At 67.3% G+C, this 17,974-nt stretch carries 15 protein-coding genes; 9 read left to right on the top strand and 6 right to left on the bottom strand.

Features of this window, described 5'->3' with window-relative positions:
- Positions 1 to 106 precede the first annotated feature (106 nt).
- A complete protein-coding gene (locus AC5Y4Q_RS00800; RefSeq protein ID WP_064924116.1) occupies positions 107 to 1,285 on the top strand; it encodes an acyl-CoA dehydrogenase family protein in 1,179 nt (392 codons plus the stop codon).
- A 10-nt stretch (positions 1,286 to 1,295) separates the two neighbouring features.
- Complete coding sequence (locus tag AC5Y4Q_RS00795; protein ID WP_064924117.1) at positions 1,296 to 2,393, top strand: acyl-CoA dehydrogenase family protein; 1,098 nt, start codon at positions 1,296 to 1,298, stop codon at positions 2,391 to 2,393.
- Between the two features lie 71 nt (positions 2,394 to 2,464).
- Here the strand turns inward: AC5Y4Q_RS00795 and AC5Y4Q_RS00790 are convergent, their stop codons facing one another.
- The 3 genes from AC5Y4Q_RS00790 to AC5Y4Q_RS00780 all read right to left on the bottom strand — a co-directional run bounded on the left by AC5Y4Q_RS00790 (position 2,465) and on the right by AC5Y4Q_RS00780 (position 5,005).
- Entirely contained in the window at positions 2,465 to 3,673 is a 1,209-nt protein-coding gene (locus AC5Y4Q_RS00790; protein ID WP_064924118.1) for an NADH:flavin oxidoreductase, read from the bottom strand.
- Between the two features lie 66 nt (positions 3,674 to 3,739).
- Positions 3,740 to 4,522, bottom strand: coding sequence for an IclR family transcriptional regulator (locus tag AC5Y4Q_RS00785; RefSeq protein ID WP_082952773.1), 783 nt, complete (start codon positions 4,520 to 4,522; stop codon positions 3,740 to 3,742).
- 9 nt (positions 4,523 to 4,531) lie between these two features.
- Positions 4,532 to 5,005: a nuclear transport factor 2 family protein gene (locus AC5Y4Q_RS00780; protein ID WP_428844289.1), complete on the bottom strand. Its 474-nt coding sequence runs from the start codon at positions 5,003 to 5,005 to the stop codon at positions 4,532 to 4,534.
- A 129-nt stretch (positions 5,006 to 5,134) separates the two neighbouring features.
- Here AC5Y4Q_RS00780 and AC5Y4Q_RS00775 point away from each other — a divergent pair, with 129 nt between their 5' ends.
- Positions 5,135 to 5,878 (top strand): SDR family NAD(P)-dependent oxidoreductase, encoded by a 744-nt coding sequence (locus AC5Y4Q_RS00775; RefSeq protein WP_499957565.1) that lies wholly within the window; start codon positions 5,135 to 5,137, stop codon positions 5,876 to 5,878.
- 22 nt (positions 5,879 to 5,900) lie between these two features.
- Positions 5,901 to 7,415, top strand: a complete 1,515-nt coding sequence (gene fadD17, locus AC5Y4Q_RS00770; protein ID WP_499957563.1) for a long-chain-fatty-acid--CoA ligase FadD17 — start codon at positions 5,901 to 5,903, stop codon at positions 7,413 to 7,415.
- On the opposite strand, the gene AC5Y4Q_RS00765 is transcribed toward fadD17, so the two are convergent.
- Entirely contained in the window at positions 7,412 to 9,019 is a 1,608-nt protein-coding gene (locus AC5Y4Q_RS00765) for an HNH endonuclease signature motif containing protein (RefSeq protein WP_499957561.1), read from the bottom strand. The genes fadD17 and AC5Y4Q_RS00765 overlap by 4 nt on opposite strands.
- A gap of 110 nt (positions 9,020 to 9,129) precedes the next feature.
- Between AC5Y4Q_RS00765 and AC5Y4Q_RS00760 the strand changes: the two genes are divergently transcribed.
- From AC5Y4Q_RS00760 to AC5Y4Q_RS00750, 3 genes are all read left to right on the top strand, one after another.
- Positions 9,130 to 9,933, top strand: coding sequence for a serine hydrolase (locus tag AC5Y4Q_RS00760; protein ID WP_234786497.1), 804 nt, complete (start codon positions 9,130 to 9,132; stop codon positions 9,931 to 9,933).
- A gap of 42 nt (positions 9,934 to 9,975) precedes the next feature.
- Complete coding sequence (locus tag AC5Y4Q_RS00755; protein WP_125224780.1) at positions 9,976 to 11,529, top strand: succinic semialdehyde dehydrogenase; 1,554 nt, start codon at positions 9,976 to 9,978, stop codon at positions 11,527 to 11,529.
- Between the two features lie 84 nt (positions 11,530 to 11,613).
- On the top strand, positions 11,614 to 13,002 hold the full coding sequence (locus AC5Y4Q_RS00750) for a PE-PPE domain-containing protein (protein WP_125224779.1): 1,389 nt from the start codon (positions 11,614 to 11,616) through the stop codon (positions 13,000 to 13,002).
- Here AC5Y4Q_RS00750 and AC5Y4Q_RS00745 read toward each other — a convergent pair.
- On the bottom strand, positions 12,968 to 14,383 hold the full coding sequence (locus tag AC5Y4Q_RS00745; protein WP_064921924.1) for a WS/DGAT/MGAT family O-acyltransferase: 1,416 nt from the start codon (positions 14,381 to 14,383) through the stop codon (positions 12,968 to 12,970). The two genes, AC5Y4Q_RS00750 and AC5Y4Q_RS00745, sit on opposite strands and share 35 nt — an antisense overlap.
- A 61-nt stretch (positions 14,384 to 14,444) precedes the next feature.
- Positions 14,445 to 16,097, bottom strand: a complete 1,653-nt coding sequence (locus AC5Y4Q_RS00740) for an acyl-CoA synthetase (RefSeq protein ID WP_064921925.1) — start codon at positions 16,095 to 16,097, stop codon at positions 14,445 to 14,447.
- Positions 16,098 to 16,166: 69 nt separating this feature from the next.
- Here AC5Y4Q_RS00740 and AC5Y4Q_RS00735 point away from each other — a divergent pair, with 69 nt between their 5' ends.
- Together AC5Y4Q_RS00735 and AC5Y4Q_RS00730 are read left to right on the top strand one after the other, a co-directional pair.
- Positions 16,167 to 16,967 carry a crotonase/enoyl-CoA hydratase family protein gene (locus AC5Y4Q_RS00735; protein ID WP_499957556.1) on the top strand — a complete coding sequence of 267 codons (801 nt, stop codon included), beginning with the start codon at positions 16,167 to 16,169 and terminating at the stop codon, positions 16,965 to 16,967.
- Positions 16,967 to 17,965 (top strand): NAD-dependent epimerase/dehydratase family protein, encoded by a 999-nt coding sequence (locus AC5Y4Q_RS00730; protein ID WP_499957554.1) that lies wholly within the window; start codon positions 16,967 to 16,969, stop codon positions 17,963 to 17,965. Before AC5Y4Q_RS00735 ends, AC5Y4Q_RS00730 begins: the two co-directional genes overlap by 1 nt.
- The last annotated feature ends 9 nt before the right edge of the window (positions 17,966 to 17,974 follow it).

Raw genomic sequence — 17,974 nt, 5'->3', positions numbered from 1 at the left:
CCGGAGGACTTCGGCCCCTTGTTGAACCCCGAGACTAGAACGTGTTACAACGGGCTGTCGAACAGAATCCTATCGTGACACCGATCACCAGCGAAGGACGCACCCGATGCAGATCAGTTACACGCCCGCCCAAGAAGAGCTGCGTCGCGAACTGCGGTCCTACTTCACCACGCTGATGACCCCGGAGCGTCGTGAGGCACTGAGTTCGACCCAGGGCGAATACGGCACCGGCAACGTCTACCGCGACACCGTCGCCCAGATGGGTCACGACGGCTGGCTCACGCTGAGCTGGCCCAAAGAGTATGGCGGCCAGGCACGCTCGGCGATGGATCAGTTGATCTTCACCGACGAGGCCGCGATCGCCGGTGCCCCGGTGCCGTTCCTGACGATCAACAGCGTCGCCCCGACGATCATGGCGTTCGGCACCGAGGAGCAGAAGAAGTTCTTCCTGCCCAAGATCGCCGCCGGCGAGCTGCACTTCGCGATCGGGTACTCCGAGCCGGGCGCCGGCACCGACCTCGCCTCGCTGCGCACCACCGCGGTCCGCGACGGCGACGAGTACGTGATCAACGGCCAGAAGATGTGGACGTCGCTGATCGCCTACGCCGACTACGTGTGGCTGGCGGCCCGGACGAACCCGGAGGCCAAGAAGCATCGTGGGATCTCGATGCTGATCGTTCCCACCACCGCCGAGGGTTTCTCCTGGACGCCGGTGCACACCATGGCCGGCCCGGACACCAGCGCCACCTATTACCAGGACGTCCGGGTGCCGGTGACCAATCTGGTCGGCGAGGAGCATGCGGGCTGGAAGCTGGTGACCAACCAGCTCAACCACGAACGGGTCGCACTGGTGTCGGCGCAGCCGATCTTCGTTGCGCTCGACGAGGTCCGCGAGTGGGCACAGAACACCAAAGACGCGCACGGCAACCGGATCATCGACTCGCAGTGGGTACAGCTGAACCTGGCTCGGGTGCTCGCCAAGGCCGAGGTGCTCAAGCTCATCAACTGGGAGCTGGCGTCATCGTCCGACGCTGCTCCGTCACCGGCGGACGCCTCGGCGGCAAAGGTGTTCGGCACCGAGCTGGCCACCGAGGCCTACCGGTTGCTGATGGAGGTGCTCGGCACCGCCGCCACCCTGCGCCAGGACTCCCCCGGCGCGCTGCTGCGCGGCCGGGTGGAACGGATGCACCGGGCGTGCTTGATTCTGACGTTCGGCGGCGGCACCAACGAGGTGCAGCGCGACATCATCGGCATGGTGGCCCTGGGCTTGCCCCGCAACCGGTAAAGGACTCGTTATGGATTTCAACACAACCGAAGCAGCACAGGACCTTTCGGGTCTGGTCGGCACTATCGTGGATGCGGTCTGCACCCCGGAGCACCAGCGCGAGCTGGACGGGTTGGAGCAGCGCTTCGACACCGGGCTGTGGCGCAAGCTCGTCGACGCCGACGTGGTGTCCAGTGCCGCGAGCGAGTCACTCGGCGGCGGCGGGTTCGGCGTCCTGGAGCAGGCGGCGATCCTGACCGCGCTGGGCCGCCAACTGGCCGCGGTGCCCTACCTGGAGTCGGTGGTGCTGGGCGCGGAGACGTTGGCCAAATTCGGCTCTGCCGGGTTGCAGCAGGCCTGGGGAGCACCGGCCGTGGCCGGCGAGAAGATCCTCACCGCCGCACTCGACGGGGACATGGGCGAAGGCCCGGTGCGCGCCGCGACGACCGACGCAGGCTTCCGGCTCACCGGGACTCGCACCCAGGTCTCGTTCGCCCCGGTGGCCGACGCGTTCCTGGTGCCGGCCGAAACCGATTCCGGTACCGAAGTTTTCCTGGTGGCTGCCGCCGATCCCGGCGTGACGGTGACCCCGCTGGCGACCACCGGCCTGGGCAGCGTCGGACACCTCGAGCTGTCCGGGACGGAGCTGGAGGCGGGCCGGCGCGTCGGCGGGGTCGAGGTGCTCGACCACCTGCGCAACCTGGCGGCGCTGGGGCACAGCGCCTACCAGTTGGGGGTGCTGGAGCGCGGCCTGGCCCTGACCGCCGAATACGCCCGCGAGCGCGAACAGTTCGACAAGCCGATCGGCAGCTTCCAGGCCGTCTCCCAGCGGCTGGCCGACGGCTACATCGACGTCAAGGGCCTGCGGCTCACCCTGACCCAGGCCGCTTGGCGCGTCGGTGAAGGGCTGCCGGCGACCAGCGAGGTGGCAACGGCCGCGTTCTGGGCGGCCGAGGCCGGGCATCGAGTGGCGCACAGCATCGTTCACGTCCACGGCGGGGTCGGCATCGACATCGACCACCCGATCCACCGGTACTTCCTGGCCGCCAAGCAGACCGAGTTCGCGCTCGGCGGGGCCACCGGCCAGCTGCTGGCGATCGGCCGCGAGCTGGCCGAGACCCCGGTCTGAGCGGTCCGGCCTGAGCGGCCGGCTCCGGTGATCACAGCGGCCTTGCCGTCGAGCCGAAACGGTCCGGGCTCTCACGCTCCCTTGGCTGCTGAATACCGCTGGCTGGGGTCGAGGACGCAATGCGTCCGTCCGAACACCGTCACCATGCACTTGTTGCAGTGGCTACACCGGCTTGGCACCGACGGGTCATCCATCATGCGGCGAACCAAGTCGGGTTCGCGCAGCAGCGCGCGGGCCATCGCGACGAAGTCGAAACCCTCCCGCAGGCCGGTGACCAGATGATCGTGGTTGGTGATGCCGCCCAACAGGATCAGTTTGGTGTTCTTCATCAAAGGCACGAACTGGCGGGCCGATTCGAGCATGTAGAGATCTTCGTAGGGGTATTCGCCCAGCATCTTCCTGCCGAACGCCCGAACCCCGGCTTTCAGCGGCTGCGGCATCAACGCGGCGAACTCGTCAACCGGAACGTCACCGCGGAACAGATACATCTGCCGGGACACCGATGAGCCCTGGGTGAGTTCGATCGCGTCGAGATTCGCATCCTCGTCCAGCAATTGGGCGGTCCGCAGCGATTCGGCAAGCCAGATGCCGCCGGGGATGCCGTCGTCCATGCTGATCTTGGCGATCACCGCGATCTTCTCGCCGACGGTTTCCCGGACCCGACGGGCGATCTCTCGCACGAACCGACTGCGGTCGTCGATGCTGCCGCCGTAGGAGTCCTTGCGCCGGTTGAGCTTCGAACTCAGGAACGAGCTGGGCAGGTAGAGGTGACCGAAATGCAGTTCGACCGCGTCGAAGCCGGATTCGACGGCGACGTCGGCCGCTTCCGCGAACTGGTCGACGACTCGGGCGATCTCAGCGGCGGTGATCTCGCGGCAGTATTGGAGGCTCGACGGGTTGAAGAACCGGCTCGGCGCCATCGGGGTTCTGCCGGTGATCTTCTTGGAGGCCACCACACCGGCGTGGCCCAACTGCGCGGAGACCGCCGCGCCACCTTCGTGCATGGTGTCGGTGAACTTCTTCAGGCCCGGTATCGCCTTGCGTCCCATCAGGATCTGCCCCGGGGCGCTGGCACCTTCCGGCGCGACACAGCAGTAGGCCAGCGTCGTCATGCCCACTCCGCCGTCGACGTAGCGGCGGTGGAACTCGATGAGTTCGTCGGTGACCAAGCCTTTCGGCGAGCGGCCTTCCGATGTGGCGGCTTTGATGATCCGATTCCGCAGCTGAACGGGTCCCAGAGCCGCCGGTGTGAACGGGTCGAGGGTCGGGTTGATCGCCATGGCCGCAAGTTTGGGGCGCGCGAAAACAGGCGGTCAATCGGCGATACCGGTCAGCGAGATGGGCTGCTAACGCAACGCCTGTGATGTCTGGGCGGCCGCTTCGGCGACCAGCGGCGCTACCCGTTCGATCGGCACCGAGTTCGCCGCACCCGCCAGGCAGATCGCCGCGACCGGCCCGTCGGCACCGTGGACGGCGACGGCCACACTGGGCAGTTCTGACCCGAAGAGCAACCGGGCGCGGGCGCCGCGGTCGATCGAGATGCCGTGCGCCAGCCGGATGTGAGCCAGTTCGATATGCAGGGCGGTCAGATCCCAGGGTGTGCCGCCGCCGGAACGCGGTAACAGCCCCCCGAATCGGGCGTCGACCTCCTCGGGCGGCAGCCACGCGAGCATCGCTCGCCCACCGGTGGTCAGGTAGGCCGGCTGCCGGGTGCCGACCTTCGACGGAAGGATCGCCGCAAAATGACCGCCGATCTTGTCCAGATAGACCTCGTCGGAGCCCTCCAGCGCCGCCAGGTGCACCACCAGTCCGGTACGCAGATGGAGTTGATGCAGATGCTCCGCGGCCGCCTTGCGGATCTCGCCGTGCAGCCCATCTTGGCCACCAAGGCCCAACGCTCGCGGGCCCAAACGGTAGTGGGCGTCGCGGTATTGGAGCCACTGCAGCCCGACCAGCTGCCGCAGGATGCGGTGGGTTGTCGACCTCGGCAATCCGGTGCGGGCAGCGACCTGATCCAGGTTCAGCCGGGCCGTCGGTCGCTGCTCGAACGCGTCGAGAATCGCCGTCACCCGCTGCACCATCGAGGGCGGAGCCAGTTCTTGACCCTCAGCGCCGACGGGCCTGGACATTCCTCGAACCTAGCAGTGCAGCGCCTCACCGGGCGTCACCTTGAAACCGGCAAGGCCCGACAGCGGCATGGTGGCGTCATACGTGCGCTGATAGCCGGTGTCGCTGATCTTCCAGCCGTCGGCGGTGCGGCGGTACCGATCGTGGTAGAAGGCGGCGCCGATCAGCATCAGGTCATAGTCGGGCATGATCACCCGGTCCTGCAGGTACCAGATGCCCGATGCGGTGTCCGGCCCGGTCAGCGTGATCTCCGGGTGGCTGACCCGGTGCTCGCTGATGACATTGGCCGGCAGCGAGGACCGCATGAAGTCCACCAGCGAGTCGCGGTCGGTGAACTTGTGCTCGGTGCCCATCGACTTGCCGTAGTCGGCGGTGACGTCCTCGGCCAGCGTGGCAGCGAAGTCATCCCAGTGCTTGGTGTCCAATGCCCGCAGGTAGCGGTATTTGACCTGCTTGATTGCCTCGATGTTTTCCAGTTCGCTCACGCCGACCATTGGAGCATGCCGGACCATGGTGGCGGCGGGATATCCCAACCACCGAGATGGCCCGCCCGCGAAACCACCGCAGAGGCGACGATGTTGGCCATGACTGGCCGGCCTGAACGGAGGGACCCGATGAGGTTGGGTGGCAAGGTCGCCATCGTCACCGGCGGTGCAGGCGGCATAGGCCGGGGGATCACCCGCGCGTTCGTCAAGGAGGGCGCCCGGGTGCTGGTGGTCGATATCAATGACGAGGCCGGGCATGCGCTGGAATCCGAACTCGGCTCGGCGATAGCCTATTTCAGCGTCGACATCGCCCAGCAGGCCAGCGCCGAGGCCATCCGTGACGCCGCATTGGACCGGTTCGGCTCGTTGAGCGTGCTGGTGAACAACGCGCATGCCTCACGGCAGGCACCGCTGTTGGCGAGCACCCAGGAGATGTTCGACCTGTCGTTCTCCACCGGCTTCTACCCCACCTTGTGGCTGATGCAGGCCTGTCATGAGCAGCTGAAGACCGCCGCCGGCTCGGTGATCAACTTCGCATCGGGTGCCGGCATCGAGGGCCAACCCAATCAGGCGTCCTACGCCGCAGCCAAGGAGGCGATCCGGGCGATCAGCCGGGTGGCGGCCAATGAGTGGGCGGGCGACGGCATCAACGTCAACGTCATCTCCCCGCTGGCACTCACCGAAGGGGTGCAGGCCTACCTTGCGGCCAACCCCGGTATTGAGGACCGGCTGCTGGCCGGCACCCCGATGCACCGGTTCGGCGACCCGGAGGCCGACATCGGCCGCGTCGCTGTGTTCCTGGCCAGCGACGACGCCCGCTACATGACCGGACAGACCCTGATGGTCGACGGCGGCACCATCAAGCTGCGCTGAGCGCCTACCCTAATCTGGCCCCATGTCGACACCGGTGTTACCCGACGCGACCGCCAACGTCACCGGCCTGCTGGCGCCGCTGGCCGAGGTCGATGACCGCGGCGTGTATTTTGAGGACTCGTTTACCAGCTGGCGCGACCACATCGCCGCAGGGGCCCGGTTGGGCGCGGCGCTTCGGGCACGGCTCGACCCGTCCCAGCCCCCGCACGTCGGTGTGCTGCTGGGCAATACCCCGTTCTTCTCCACAGTGCTGGTGGCGGCGGCGCTGACCGGGCTGGTCCCGGTGGGGTTGAACCCCACCCGTCGGGGGGCGGCTCTGGAGCGCGATGTGGCCCACGCCGACTGCCAATTCGTCCTGACCGACAACAGCACCGGCGCCGTCGTTCCGGGTGCGATTGATGTCGAGTCGTCCTCGTGGGCTTCGGACTTGGCATCCTACGACGGCGCACCGGTGGCGTTCCGCGACGCCGATCCCGACGACCTATTCATGCTGATCTTCACCTCGGGCACCAGTGGCGACCCGAAAGCGGTGCGCTGCACGCAGTGGAAGGCGGCCTTCCCCGGGGTGATGCTCTCGCAGCGGTTCGGGCTGGGCCCCTCCGATGTCTGCTACCTGTCGATGCCCCTGTTCCACTCCAACGCGGTGATGGCGGGTTGGTCGGTGGCGGTGGCCGCGGGTGCGTCGATCGCGTTACGGCGCAAGTTCTCCGCATCCGGGTTCATTCCCGATGTGCGCCGCTTCGGCGCCACCTACGCCAATTACGTCGGCAAGCCGCTGTCGTATGTACTGGCCACGCCGCCACAGGCCGATGACGCCGACAACCCGCTTCGGCTGCTGTACGGCAACGAGGGCGCGCCGCGGGACCTGGAACGGTTCGCGGACCGGTTCGGCTGTACTGTCATCGACGCGTTCGGTTCCACCGAGGGCGGGGTGGCGATCGGTCGCACGCCGGACACCCCGCCCGGAGCGCTGGGGCCACTGATCGACGGGAATGCGATCGTCGACGTCGAGACCGGCCAGGAGTGCCCGCCCGGCGTGGTGGGCGAGCTGGTGAATCTGAGCGGGCGCGGACAGTTCCGGGGCTACTACCGCGACCCCGACGCCGAGGCTGCACGGATGGCCGGCGGGATCTACCACTCGGGTGATCTGGCCTACCGCGACGAAGCCGGCTACGCATATTTCGCCGGCCGCCTCGGGGATTGGATGCGGGTGGACGGCGAGAATCTCGGCACCGCGCCAATCGAGCGGATCCTGCTGCGGCACAACGCGGTCGCTCAGGTGGCGGTGTATCCGATCCCGGATCCGGCGGTGGGCGATCAGGTGATGGCCGCACTGGTGCTGGCCGACGGGACGTCGTTCGATCTTGCGGAGTTTCGGGCATTCCTGTCCGAGCAGCCCGATCTGGGCCCCAAGCAGTGGCCGTCGTACGTCCGGGTAGCCGACGAGCTGCCGCGCACCGAGACGTTCAAGGTTCTCAAGCGGGTGCTCTCCGCTGAGGGAGTGGACTGCGCCGACCCGGTGTACCGGATCCTCTAGAAGGGCGGATCGTCGGGCAGCGGCGGTGACGGTGGCGGCGGCTGCCAATCCGGCGGCAGCTCTTCGGGTTCGTGGGGGTCGTTGATCCAGCCGCAGAAGGGACTTGCGCTCTTCGTGCCTTTAAGCAAAAACAGCGTGTCACGCATCCGGTTTCGCCACTTGCGGTCCTCGATCTCGCGTCGCCGAGCCGCGTAGCGCTCATTGGCGGCACGCCGGGCGCGGTTATGACGGCGGACCCGCGCCACCTGGGCGGCACGTTGACGAGCGCGACTGCGGCATCGCTGCGGCAGCGGACGCTGGACAGTGAGGCTCAGCGCGTCGGCAAGTTCGGGAATGACATCGGCGCTTCCGGGTTTGGTTTCAAAGCTCACCCCGGTTGGGCTCGTCCAGATCACGGTTCCGTCGGGCGACTGCCGATCCGACCACCCGCCGAAGGTCTTCATGCGGTGATGAAACCGGCACAGGCACTTGAGGTTCCAGGCTGCCGTCGGCCCGCCGGCAGCTGGGTCGTCATGGTTGAACGGGACAGTGTGGTCCAAATCGCAGATGGTGGCCCGGCGGTGGCACCCGGGAAACCGGCACGTCAAATCTCGACACCTGACGGCCCGCGCCAGCTGCACCGACGGCCGGTAGCGTAATGCCGCCGCAGCGTCGACAGTGGCGTCGATTACCCAGCGCGAGGCCGACTCGGCCAAGGCGCGCACCTGATCGGCATCGATGACACCGAATCCCTCCAGATACCCGGGACGATCGCTGCAGCCGCCGATCGTGTCGGCGGTAGCCACAACGTTGAGAATGACCCGAGTTCCCGAGCCGGGCGATGGCCGGTCCGCCGCTCGGGCCGGGCAGTCGGACCGCCCGCACGCGCAGATCAGGGGCAGGCCTTCTGCCAATGCGTTCAAAGCGTCCACCCGACGCTGGTCGAGGCTGCGAGGATCGTCGGCGCAGACGTCATTGGCCATCTGAGTGAGGCGCCTGTCGAACGCCGCGCCCTGCGCGGCCGCGATCTTGCCCTTGATCTCGGCCATGCCGTCGCGCTCTGGGGAGACCCAGAGGTAGCGGTCGTTGTCGGCCTCTTTGCGGCGCTGCCGGGCGGCGTCGGGGTCGACCTCCAGCACCGCGGCATCGACTGCGTTGATGATGCGCCGCCGCGACCAGCTGCTCCAACCACCTGCCCGGGCGGCCAGGTGTTCGTCGAGGCCGCCGATCAGATCGTCGTCGACCAGGTCGGTGCGGGTGATGATCAGTTGCACGGTGTGCCAATCAAGGTGTCCGCGCGCAAAGAGCTCGCCAACCCGCGGTAGCCGGTTATCCAATGCCGCCGCGTAATGCACCTGTCGGCCGGCTGCCGCGGGGGCCAGGTTCATCAGCGCAGAGACCTGCGCGCAGGTCCGCTCGTAACCGGTGACGGTCTCGTGGTCCTGCTCGAACTCCCAGGGGTCGGCGCCACCGTGCCGGCGAAGCAGAGCGGCAATGGCGCCGAGCCGGCGGGCCACCAGCACCGATTCGGTCCGATGAACCGCCGCGATCAGCTCGCCCAGTTGGGCCGGCGACAGGCCGGCCGGTGCCGTGGGCGAGAGCAGATCACTCGCTGTTTCGAACATACGTTCGATACTACCCGAGCCGGCCGACGCGTGCCACCGTTATCCGCAACCCCGGCCGACACCCGTCGCAGCAGCATGGATCCGGCCACCGGGCGCGCAATACTGAGGCAATGCCTGCTGCCCGCCGAGCACTCATCGCGGCCCTGACCGTCGTCGCAAGCCTGGTCTTGAACCTGACCGGGGCCTCCCCCGCGGCCGCCGAGCCACTGCAGGCCGGCTTCGCGAGGCTGGCCAACACGATCCCCGCCACCGTCGGGATCGCCTATGCCCCGGTTGGGCAGAACCAGGCGGGCACGCTCGGCACCCTGCAGAACGGGGTGGCCTGGTCGACAATCAAAGTCCCGCTGGCGATCGCGGCGATTCACGCCAACCGTCCCAATGCGCAGGACCTGGCCGCCAGGGCCGTCACCGCGTCCGACAACGACGCCGCCGAGCAGTTGTGGTCCGAGCTCGGGCCGGCCCCCCAGGCCGCCCAACAGGTGCAGGCCGTGCTGCGAGCCGGCGGGGACACCGGCACCGCGGTCGAATCCCGGCGGCTGCGGCCCGAATTCAGCGCCTTCGGCCAGACCCAGTGGCCGCTGGCCCGCCAGGCCGTGTTCGCCGCCCACCTCCCGTGCATGGCCGCTGCCGCACCGGTCTACAGCCTGATGAGCAACACCGTGCCCAACCAGCGCTGGGGTCTGGCCGGCCTCGGCGCCCCCACCAAGGGCGGCTGGGGCCCCGGCCCGGGCGGGGGCTACCTGGTGCGGCAGTTCGGCGTAGTGGGCACGCCCAACGGCGGCCAGCTCGCGGTGGCGTTGGCCGCCCAACCCAACGACGGCAGCTTCGATTCCGGGGTGGCTGCGCTCAACCAGATGACCCAGTGGCTCAGCGCCAATGCCGCCCAGCTACCGGGTGGCCGCTGCGCGAGGTAGGTTGGCGGCTAACCACGTGTTACCCGCGAGTAGGAGACAGCCATGCCCGCTCCGTCCGCCGCAGACTTCGACCGGCTGCGTGCACTGGTCGCCATCGACGACATCGACGCCCGGCAATCGAAGACCATCGACGAGGTCTTCACCGGCAAGGCGTTGACCACCATCCCGATCGGCACCGCCGAGGATGTAACGGCGGCCTTCGCCAAGGCCCGCGTCGCACAGCAGCAGTGGGCCGCGCGCAGCGTCAAGGAGCGCTGCGCGATCATCGAGCGCTACCGCGACCTGGTGATCGCCCACCGGGACTTCCTCATGGACGTCGCCCAGGCCGAGACCGGCAAAGCCCGCTCGGCGGCCCAGGAGGAGATCGTCGACATCATGCTCAACGCGCGCTACTACGCGCGCCAGGCCGCCAAGTTGCTGGCTTCTAAGCGGGTGCAGGGCCTGCTGCCCGGCATCGTCAAGACTGTGGTCAACCACCACCCCAAGGGGGTCGTCGGCGTCATCTCGCCGTGGAATTACCCGATGACACTGTCGATTTCGGATGCCATCCCGGCACTGCTGGCCGGTAACGCGGTGGTGGTCAAGCCGGACAGCCAGACCCCGTACTGCACGCTGGCCAATGCGGAACTGCTGTATCAGGCCGGGTTGCCGCGTGAGCTGTTCGCGGTGGTGCCCGGGCCGGGGTCGGTGGTGGGCACCGCGATCGTGCAGCAATGCGACTACCTGATGTTCACCGGCTCCAGCGCCACCGGCCGTTCGCTGGCCGAACAGTGCGGCGCCCGGTTGATCGGGTTCTCCGCGGAGCTGGGCGGCAAGAACCCGATGATCGTCACCAAGGGCGCGAATCTGACCGAGGTCGCCAAGGCCGCCACCCGCGCCTGCTTCTCCAACGCCGGGCAGCTGTGCATCTCGATCGAGCGGATCTACGTCGAGCGCGAGATCGCCGACGAGTTCGCCGCGAAGTTCGCCGAGCAGGTGCGTGCCATGAAGCTGTCGGGCGCCTATGACTTCTCCGCCGACATGGGCAGCCTGATCTCCGAAGACCAGATCAAGACCGTCTCCAACCATGTCGATGACGCAAAGGCCAAGGGCGCCAAGGTCGTTGCCGGCGGCAACGCCCGCCCTGACATCGGGCCGCTGTTCTTCGAACCCACAGTGCTGACCGACGTCACCGACGAGATGGAGTGCGGGCGCAATGAGACGTTCGGCCCGGTGGTCTCCATCTACCCGGTCGACAGCATCGATGAGGCGATCGCACGCGCCAACGACACCGAATACGGGCTCAACGCCAGCGTATGGGCCGCGACCAAGGCCCAGGGTGAGGCGATCGCCGCTCGCATCAAGTCGGGCACCGTCAACGTCGACGAAGGCTACGCGCTGGCATTCGGCAGCACCGCCGCACCGATGGGTGGCATGAAGGCCTCCGGGGTGGGTCGCCGGCACGGCGCCGACGGCATTCTCAAGTACACCGAGTCGCAGACGGTCTCCACCGCCCGGATCCTGAACCTGGACCCGCCGCTGGGCATTTCGGGTCCGCTGTGGCAGAAACTGCTGACCCCGATGATCCGGCTGGTGCAGGCGCTACCTGGCCGGTAGCTGAGAGCGGCCTGTAGCCCCTTGTAGGGGTCTACTGAGAGGTTTAGCGTCACTTCGTAGGCCATCCCTGCGAAGGAGGCGGACATGCAGCACGCAGTTCGGCCCTGTCTCACGACCGCGGTTCTGGGCGCCGGGATCATCGCCGCACCCGCGGCCGCGCCCCAAAGCGTCCATACCGCTCCGGTCCGGCTGGCCAGCGGGGAGAACATCGCGTTCGTCATCGGCGGCAGCGGCGATCCCATCCCGTCGGACCAGTACGTGGACACCAACAACACCCTCTACGTGCAACCCAACTTCCCCGGCTACATCCCGCAGGCGCTGTTCACCCCGGAGGGCAACTATGCGCTCTACACCGGAGTCAAGAGCCTGACGCTGGATCAATCCGAAGCCCAGGGCGTGACGATCCTCAAGGATGCGATCGAAAAGCAGATCGCGGCGGGCAACCACGTCGCCGTGCTCGGCGACTCGCAGAGTTCCACCATCTCCTCGATGGTCATGAGCGAGCTTGCGGCCGATCGCATCTCGAAAGACGACGTCGGTTTCGTGCTGCTGGCCGACCCCAACCAGCCCGACGGCGGGTTGTTCGAGCGGTTGACCGGGGTGACCATCCCGAGCCTGGGCATCACGTTCAACGGCGCCACCCCCGACGACCTCTACCCGACCACCATCTACATGCAGGCCTACGACGGGTTTTCGGACATCCCGCGCTACCCGATCAACTTTCTGGCCGACCTGAATTCGATTCTCGGCATCCAGTTCGTACATCCCACCTACCAGGATCTGACCCCCGAGCAACTGGCGTCCGCGGTCAAGCTGGACACCGTCGGCGACACCATGACCACCTACTACGGGATTCCGCTCAGCGACGAGACGGTTCCGTATCTGCCGCTGCTGCAACCGCTGCTGCTCGTCCCCGGCCTCGGCAAGCCGCTGGCCGACCTGCTGCAGCCGATCCTGACCCCGCTGGTGAACCTGGGCTACGGCGACCCGGACTTCGGCTGGGACACCGGTCCGGCGAACGTGCCGACCCCGTTCGGGTTGTTTCCGGACACCGACATGGTGGTCAAGGCTTTCCAGGAGGCGGCGGCCGGGGTGCCGACCGGAATCCAGGCGTTCACCGATGACCTGGGTTCGCTGGATCTGTCGAACCTGTCCAGCTCGGCGGCCTCGGAGGTGGCCGGCAGCTTCAATCTGACCGACTTCGTGAACTCCCTGACCGCGGCGTTCTCCACGGCGTATGCGGCGCTGCTGCCGACCGCCGATGTGATCACCGGAGTCACCACCACAATCCCGACCTATGACCTGCAATGGTTCACCGACGGCCTGCAGTCGGGCAACCTGCTGGAGGCGATATTTCAGCCGATCGCCAACAACACCTACCTGTACACGCTGGCCGCCGGATTCGAAGCCTTCGCGCTGATCAGCACGGCCGAATCGATCAGCGCCGACCTGTCCGGGCTTTTCCCCGGTTAGCGGCCCGCTCCAACTCGGCCAACGCCGGCTCGATCGCGTCGGCCATCTCGTCGATGTCGTCGGCGACCTCCGGCGTGGTGACGAACCCGAAGTCGAGGTGGTCGCGGTAGGAGAAGCAGGTGATGTTCAGCGCCACGTCGAGCACCGGCGGGCCAAGTGGCACCAGCGATTCCAGTTCCGCTCCAGCCATGTAGAGCGGGAACGACGGGCCGGGAACGTTGGAGACGACGAGGTTGATGGGCGCCAACCGATTCGACAGCCCGGTCGCGGTGTAGGCGCGCGCGGCAAGCTGCAGTAGTCCGGGCGGGGTGGTGTCGGTCAGTCCCATGATCTGATGCGCCGAGAGCGCCTTGGCCATCTGCTTGGCGCTCTGGGTGTTCTCGTGAATCATCTTGAGCCGATGGTTGGGCCCTTCGATGTCGGTGGCCAACGACACCGTCATCGAACTGACCTTGTTACCGACCTCGCCCTGACTGTCCTCGGTGCGGGTCGACACCGGGATCTGGGCGACCAGCGGCTTCTCGGGCAGCTCGCCCCGCTTGCTCAGATAATCGCGGGCGGCACCGGCGACCATGGCGAGCACCACGTCGTTGAGCTTCACACCGTAGGCGTCTTTGACCGCCTTGACCCGCTCGAGTTCGACTCGGGCGCCGGTGATCCGGCGATGTGGCGACACACTGGCATTGAATCGGGTCACCGGAGCATCGAAGTAGCGCGGAGGTTTGCGGCTCACACCCAGGCCGATCGTGGCGATCTGCTGGCGGACGGTCTGCTGCAGCAGCCGGCCGATGCGAAACGGCGTTTTGACGGCGACGTTGACCAGCGCTCCGACCGCTTGGCGCTCGAAGCTGGGAACGCTCTCCCCGGTCAGCGATCCGACCGCTTCCGGTTGCGGCGGACGCGGTTCCGGGGTGACGTCGAGCATGATCTCGGACAAGCCGGCGCCGGAGACGCCGTCGACGATCGCGTGATGCATCTTGGTTAGGGTCGCAACCCGGCCGCCTTCGACCCCTTCGATCACCCACACTTCCCACAGCGGCCGGGAGCGGTCGAGCTTGTAGGACATCAGCCGGCCCACCAGCTCTTCGACTTCGCGGCGCCCACCCGGCGCGGGAACGCCGATGCGCCGCACGTGAAAGTCGATGTCGAGTTCGTCGTCCTCGACGAACCACGGCCGGTCCAGCCCCAGCGGTGCCCCGCTGACTCGCCAGCGCAGCTGCGGCAGTTGTGGTAGCCGCTCGATCAGCAGTTGGCGGACCAGCGCAAAGCTGTAATTCGGCGCATTGCTGGGATCCAGGATCGCCAGACCACCGATGTGCATGTGCCAGCCGGCCGTTTCGGCTGACCAGAACGCCGCGTCGACGCCCGAAAGTCGCTGCATCGACCGAGACTAACGCCGCACCCGGGTCGCTGGACGCGGATCGCCGGGGAAAGCGGGCAAACTAGCTGTCGGCCGTCACATGCTTGGCGTGCACCTCGTCGGCGGGGCGCGCCTCGGTTTGCTCCTTGGCCCAGCGGTAGTCCGGCTTGCCGGCCGGTGAGCGCTTCACTTCGTCGACGAACCACAGGCTGCGGGGCACCTTGTAGCCGGCGATTTCGGTGCGGGCGCAGGTATTGATCTCCTCAAGGGACGGCCGGGCGTTCCCGCGCGCCTGCACCACCGCGGCCACGTGCTGGCCGTAGCGGGCGTCGGGCACGCCGACCACCAGGGCGTCGAACACGTCCGGGTGAGTCTTGAGCGCGGCTTCGACCTCCTCGGGGTAGATCTTCTCGCCCCCGGAGTTGATCGACACCGAGCCGCGACCCAGCATGGTGACGGTGCCGTCGGCCTCGACCTGCGCGAAGTCGCCGGGGATCGCGTAGCGCACGCCGTTGATGGTGCGGAACGTCTCGGCGGTCTTCTTCTCGTCCTTGTAGTAGCCGACCGGGATGTGACCACGCTTGGCGATGATGCCGCGCACGCCGGAGCCGGGTTGGACCTCGTTGCCGTCGTCGTCGAGCACCACGGTGTTCTTGTCGATGGTGACCCGGGGGCCCCCGGTGTGCGCTTCGCCCTTGGCGACGATGCTGGTGCCGCCGAAGCCGGTCTCGCTCGACCCGATGGAGTCGGTGATGATCCGGTTGGGCAGCAACTCCAGCAGTCGTTCCTTGATGCTGGGGCTGAACAGCGCTGCGGTGGACGCCAACAGGAACAGCGACGACAGGTCATACTCGTTACCCGCGTCTTGGTGGGCCAGCAGCGCATCCAGCAGCGGGCGCGCCATCGCGTCCCCGGTGAAGAACAACAGGTTGACCTTGTGGTCGTGGATGGTGCGCCATACCGCGTCGGCGTCGAATTCCGGTGCCAGAACGACGGTTTGACCGCTGAACAGCGACATCCAGGTCGCCGACTGGGTGGCGCCGTGGATCATCGGCGGGATCGGGTGGCGGACCATCGGCGGGTTGGCGACGGCCTGCTTGGCCAGATCGTACTCGTCGGCGATCGGCTCGCCGGTGGCGAAGTCGGTGCCGCCGAATAGCACCCGGTAGATGTCCTCGTGCCGCCACATCACGCCCTTGGGGAAGCCGGTGGTGCCGCCGGTGTAGAGCAGGTAGATGTCGTCGGCGCTGCGCGGCCCGAAGTCACGCTCCGGCGAACTCTGCGCCAGCGCCGCTTCGAACTCCACCCCGCCGTAGCGGCCGTAGTCCAGGTCGCTGCCGTCCTCGACCACCAGGATGGTCTTGACCTTCGGGGTGTCAGGCAGCACGTTGGCGACCCGGTCGCAGTACTGGCGCTCGTGCACCAGCGCGACCATGTCCGAGTTGTCGAACAGGTAGCGCAGCTCGCCCTCGACGTAACGGAAGTTGACGTTGACCAGGATGGCGCCGGCCTTGATGATGCCGAGCATCGCAACGACGATCTCGTTGCGGTTGCGGCAGTACAGGCCGACCTTGTCGTCCTTCTTGACGCCCTGGCTGATCAGGTAGTGCGCTAGCCGGTTGGCCTTCTCTTCCAGCTGCCCATAGGTCAGCTTCTCGTCCCCACAGATCAGGGCGACCCGATCCGGAACGGCATCGATGGCGTGTTCGGCGAGATCCGCGATGTTGAGAGCCACAACACACAAACTAGAACGTGTTACATTTCGTTTTCAAGTCGAGGCCCCAACCCGGAAAGGCGGACGCCGGTGAGCGAGTCGTCACAACAGCCCCACGCCCTGGTTGAACAGCGCGGACACACGCTGATCGTCACGCTTAACCGGCCGGAGTCCCGCAACGCGTTGAGCGGCGAAATGCTGGCGATCATGGTCGAGGCATGGGACCGGGTGGACAACGACGACGAGATCCGCTCGTGCATCCTGACCGGGGCCGGCGGCTACTTCTGCGCCGGCATGGATCTCAAGGCGGCCAACAAGAAGGCGCCCGGCGACTCTTTCAAAGACGGCAGCTACGACCCGTCGCGCATCGACGGCCTGCTCAAGGGTCGCCGGCTGACCAAGCCGCTGATCGCCGCGGTGGAGGGACCCGCCATCGCCGGCGGCACCGAGATCCTGCAGGGCACCGACATCCGTATCGCCGGCGAAAGCGCCAAGTTCGGGATCTCCGAGGCGAAGTGGAGCCTGTATCCGATGGGCGGCTCCGCGGTGCGCCTCGTGCGCCAGATTCCCTACACGATGGCGTGCGACCTGCTGTTCACCGGCCGGCACATCACCGCCGCTGAGGCGTTGGAGATGGGCCTGATCGGCCACGTGGTGCCGGACGGTTCCGCGCTGGACAAGGCGCTGGAGATCGCCGAGCAGATCAACAACAACGGTCCGCTGGCGGTGCAGGCGATGCTGCGCACGATCCGCGAGACCGAGGGCATGCACGAGAACGACGCCTTCAAGATCGACACCCAGATCGGCATCAAGGTGTTCTTGAGCGAGGACGCCAAGGAAGGCCCGCGTGCGTTCGCCGAGAAGCGCAAGCCCGAGTTCAAGAACCGCTGATGCAGATCGCAGTCACCGGCGGCACCGGCTACCTCGGCGCCCACACCGTCAAGGCGCTGCTGGAAGCCGGGCATTCGGTACGACTGCTGGTCGCGCCGGGCTGCGGTTCCGAGCCCGTCATTCCACGGTTGCGCGAGCTGGGCACGCTGGAGGTGCTCGACGGCGACATCCGTGATGCCGACGTGGTGGGGACGCTGTTGGACGGCTGCGACTCGGTGTTGCACGCCGCCGGGGTGGTCGGCACTAATGACCGCCTGGAAAAGCTGATGTGGGAGATCAACGCCCACGCCACCGAAGCGATCCTGACCCGAGCGGTGGCCGCCGGCCTGGATCCGGTGGTGTCGGTCAGCAGCTACAGCGCGCTGTTCCCGCCCCCCAACGGGGTCATCGGCCCGGACTCACCGACCGTGCCCGGGCGCAGCGCCTACGCGCGCACCAAGGCTTACGGCGAGCGGGTGGCCCGCCGGTTGCAGGACGAGGGCGCGCCGGTGGTGGTCACCTATCCCTCCAGCGTGGTCGGGCCGGCGTTCTGGACGGCGCCCGGGGTCACCGAGCGCGGCTGGGCGCCGATCGTGCGCTACCGGGTGGCGCCGGTGGTGCGCGGCGGGATGGCGATGGTCGACGTCCGCGACGTCGGTCTGGTGCATTCGTCTTTGATGAAGCCCGGTCGAGGTCCGCACCGCTATCTGTGCGGCGGGATCATGGTCGGCTTCGACGAGATGATCGCCGCGGTGGAGGTCGGATTGGGTGCTTCGGTTCGCCGAATCCGGGTGGCCCCCAGTGTCTTCAAGGGCATCGGGCGGGTCAGCGACCTGGCCAGCAAACTGCTGCCGCTGCCGGAGTCGCTGAGTTACGAGGCGGCGTGGCTGCTGACGTCGGCCACCCCGACCGACGACTCGGCGACGTTGGCCGATCTGGGGTTGGCGTGGCGTTCGCCGATCGAGGCGATCGTGGAGTCGCTGCGGGCGGGGTCCCAGCCCGTCTCGCCGAACGTGTAACCACTGCGA

Source organism: Mycobacterium sp. NGS16 (genome assembly GCF_059813225.1).
The sequence above is the reverse complement of the archived record's forward strand: the minus strand, read 5'-3'. Positions and strand labels throughout refer to the sequence as shown.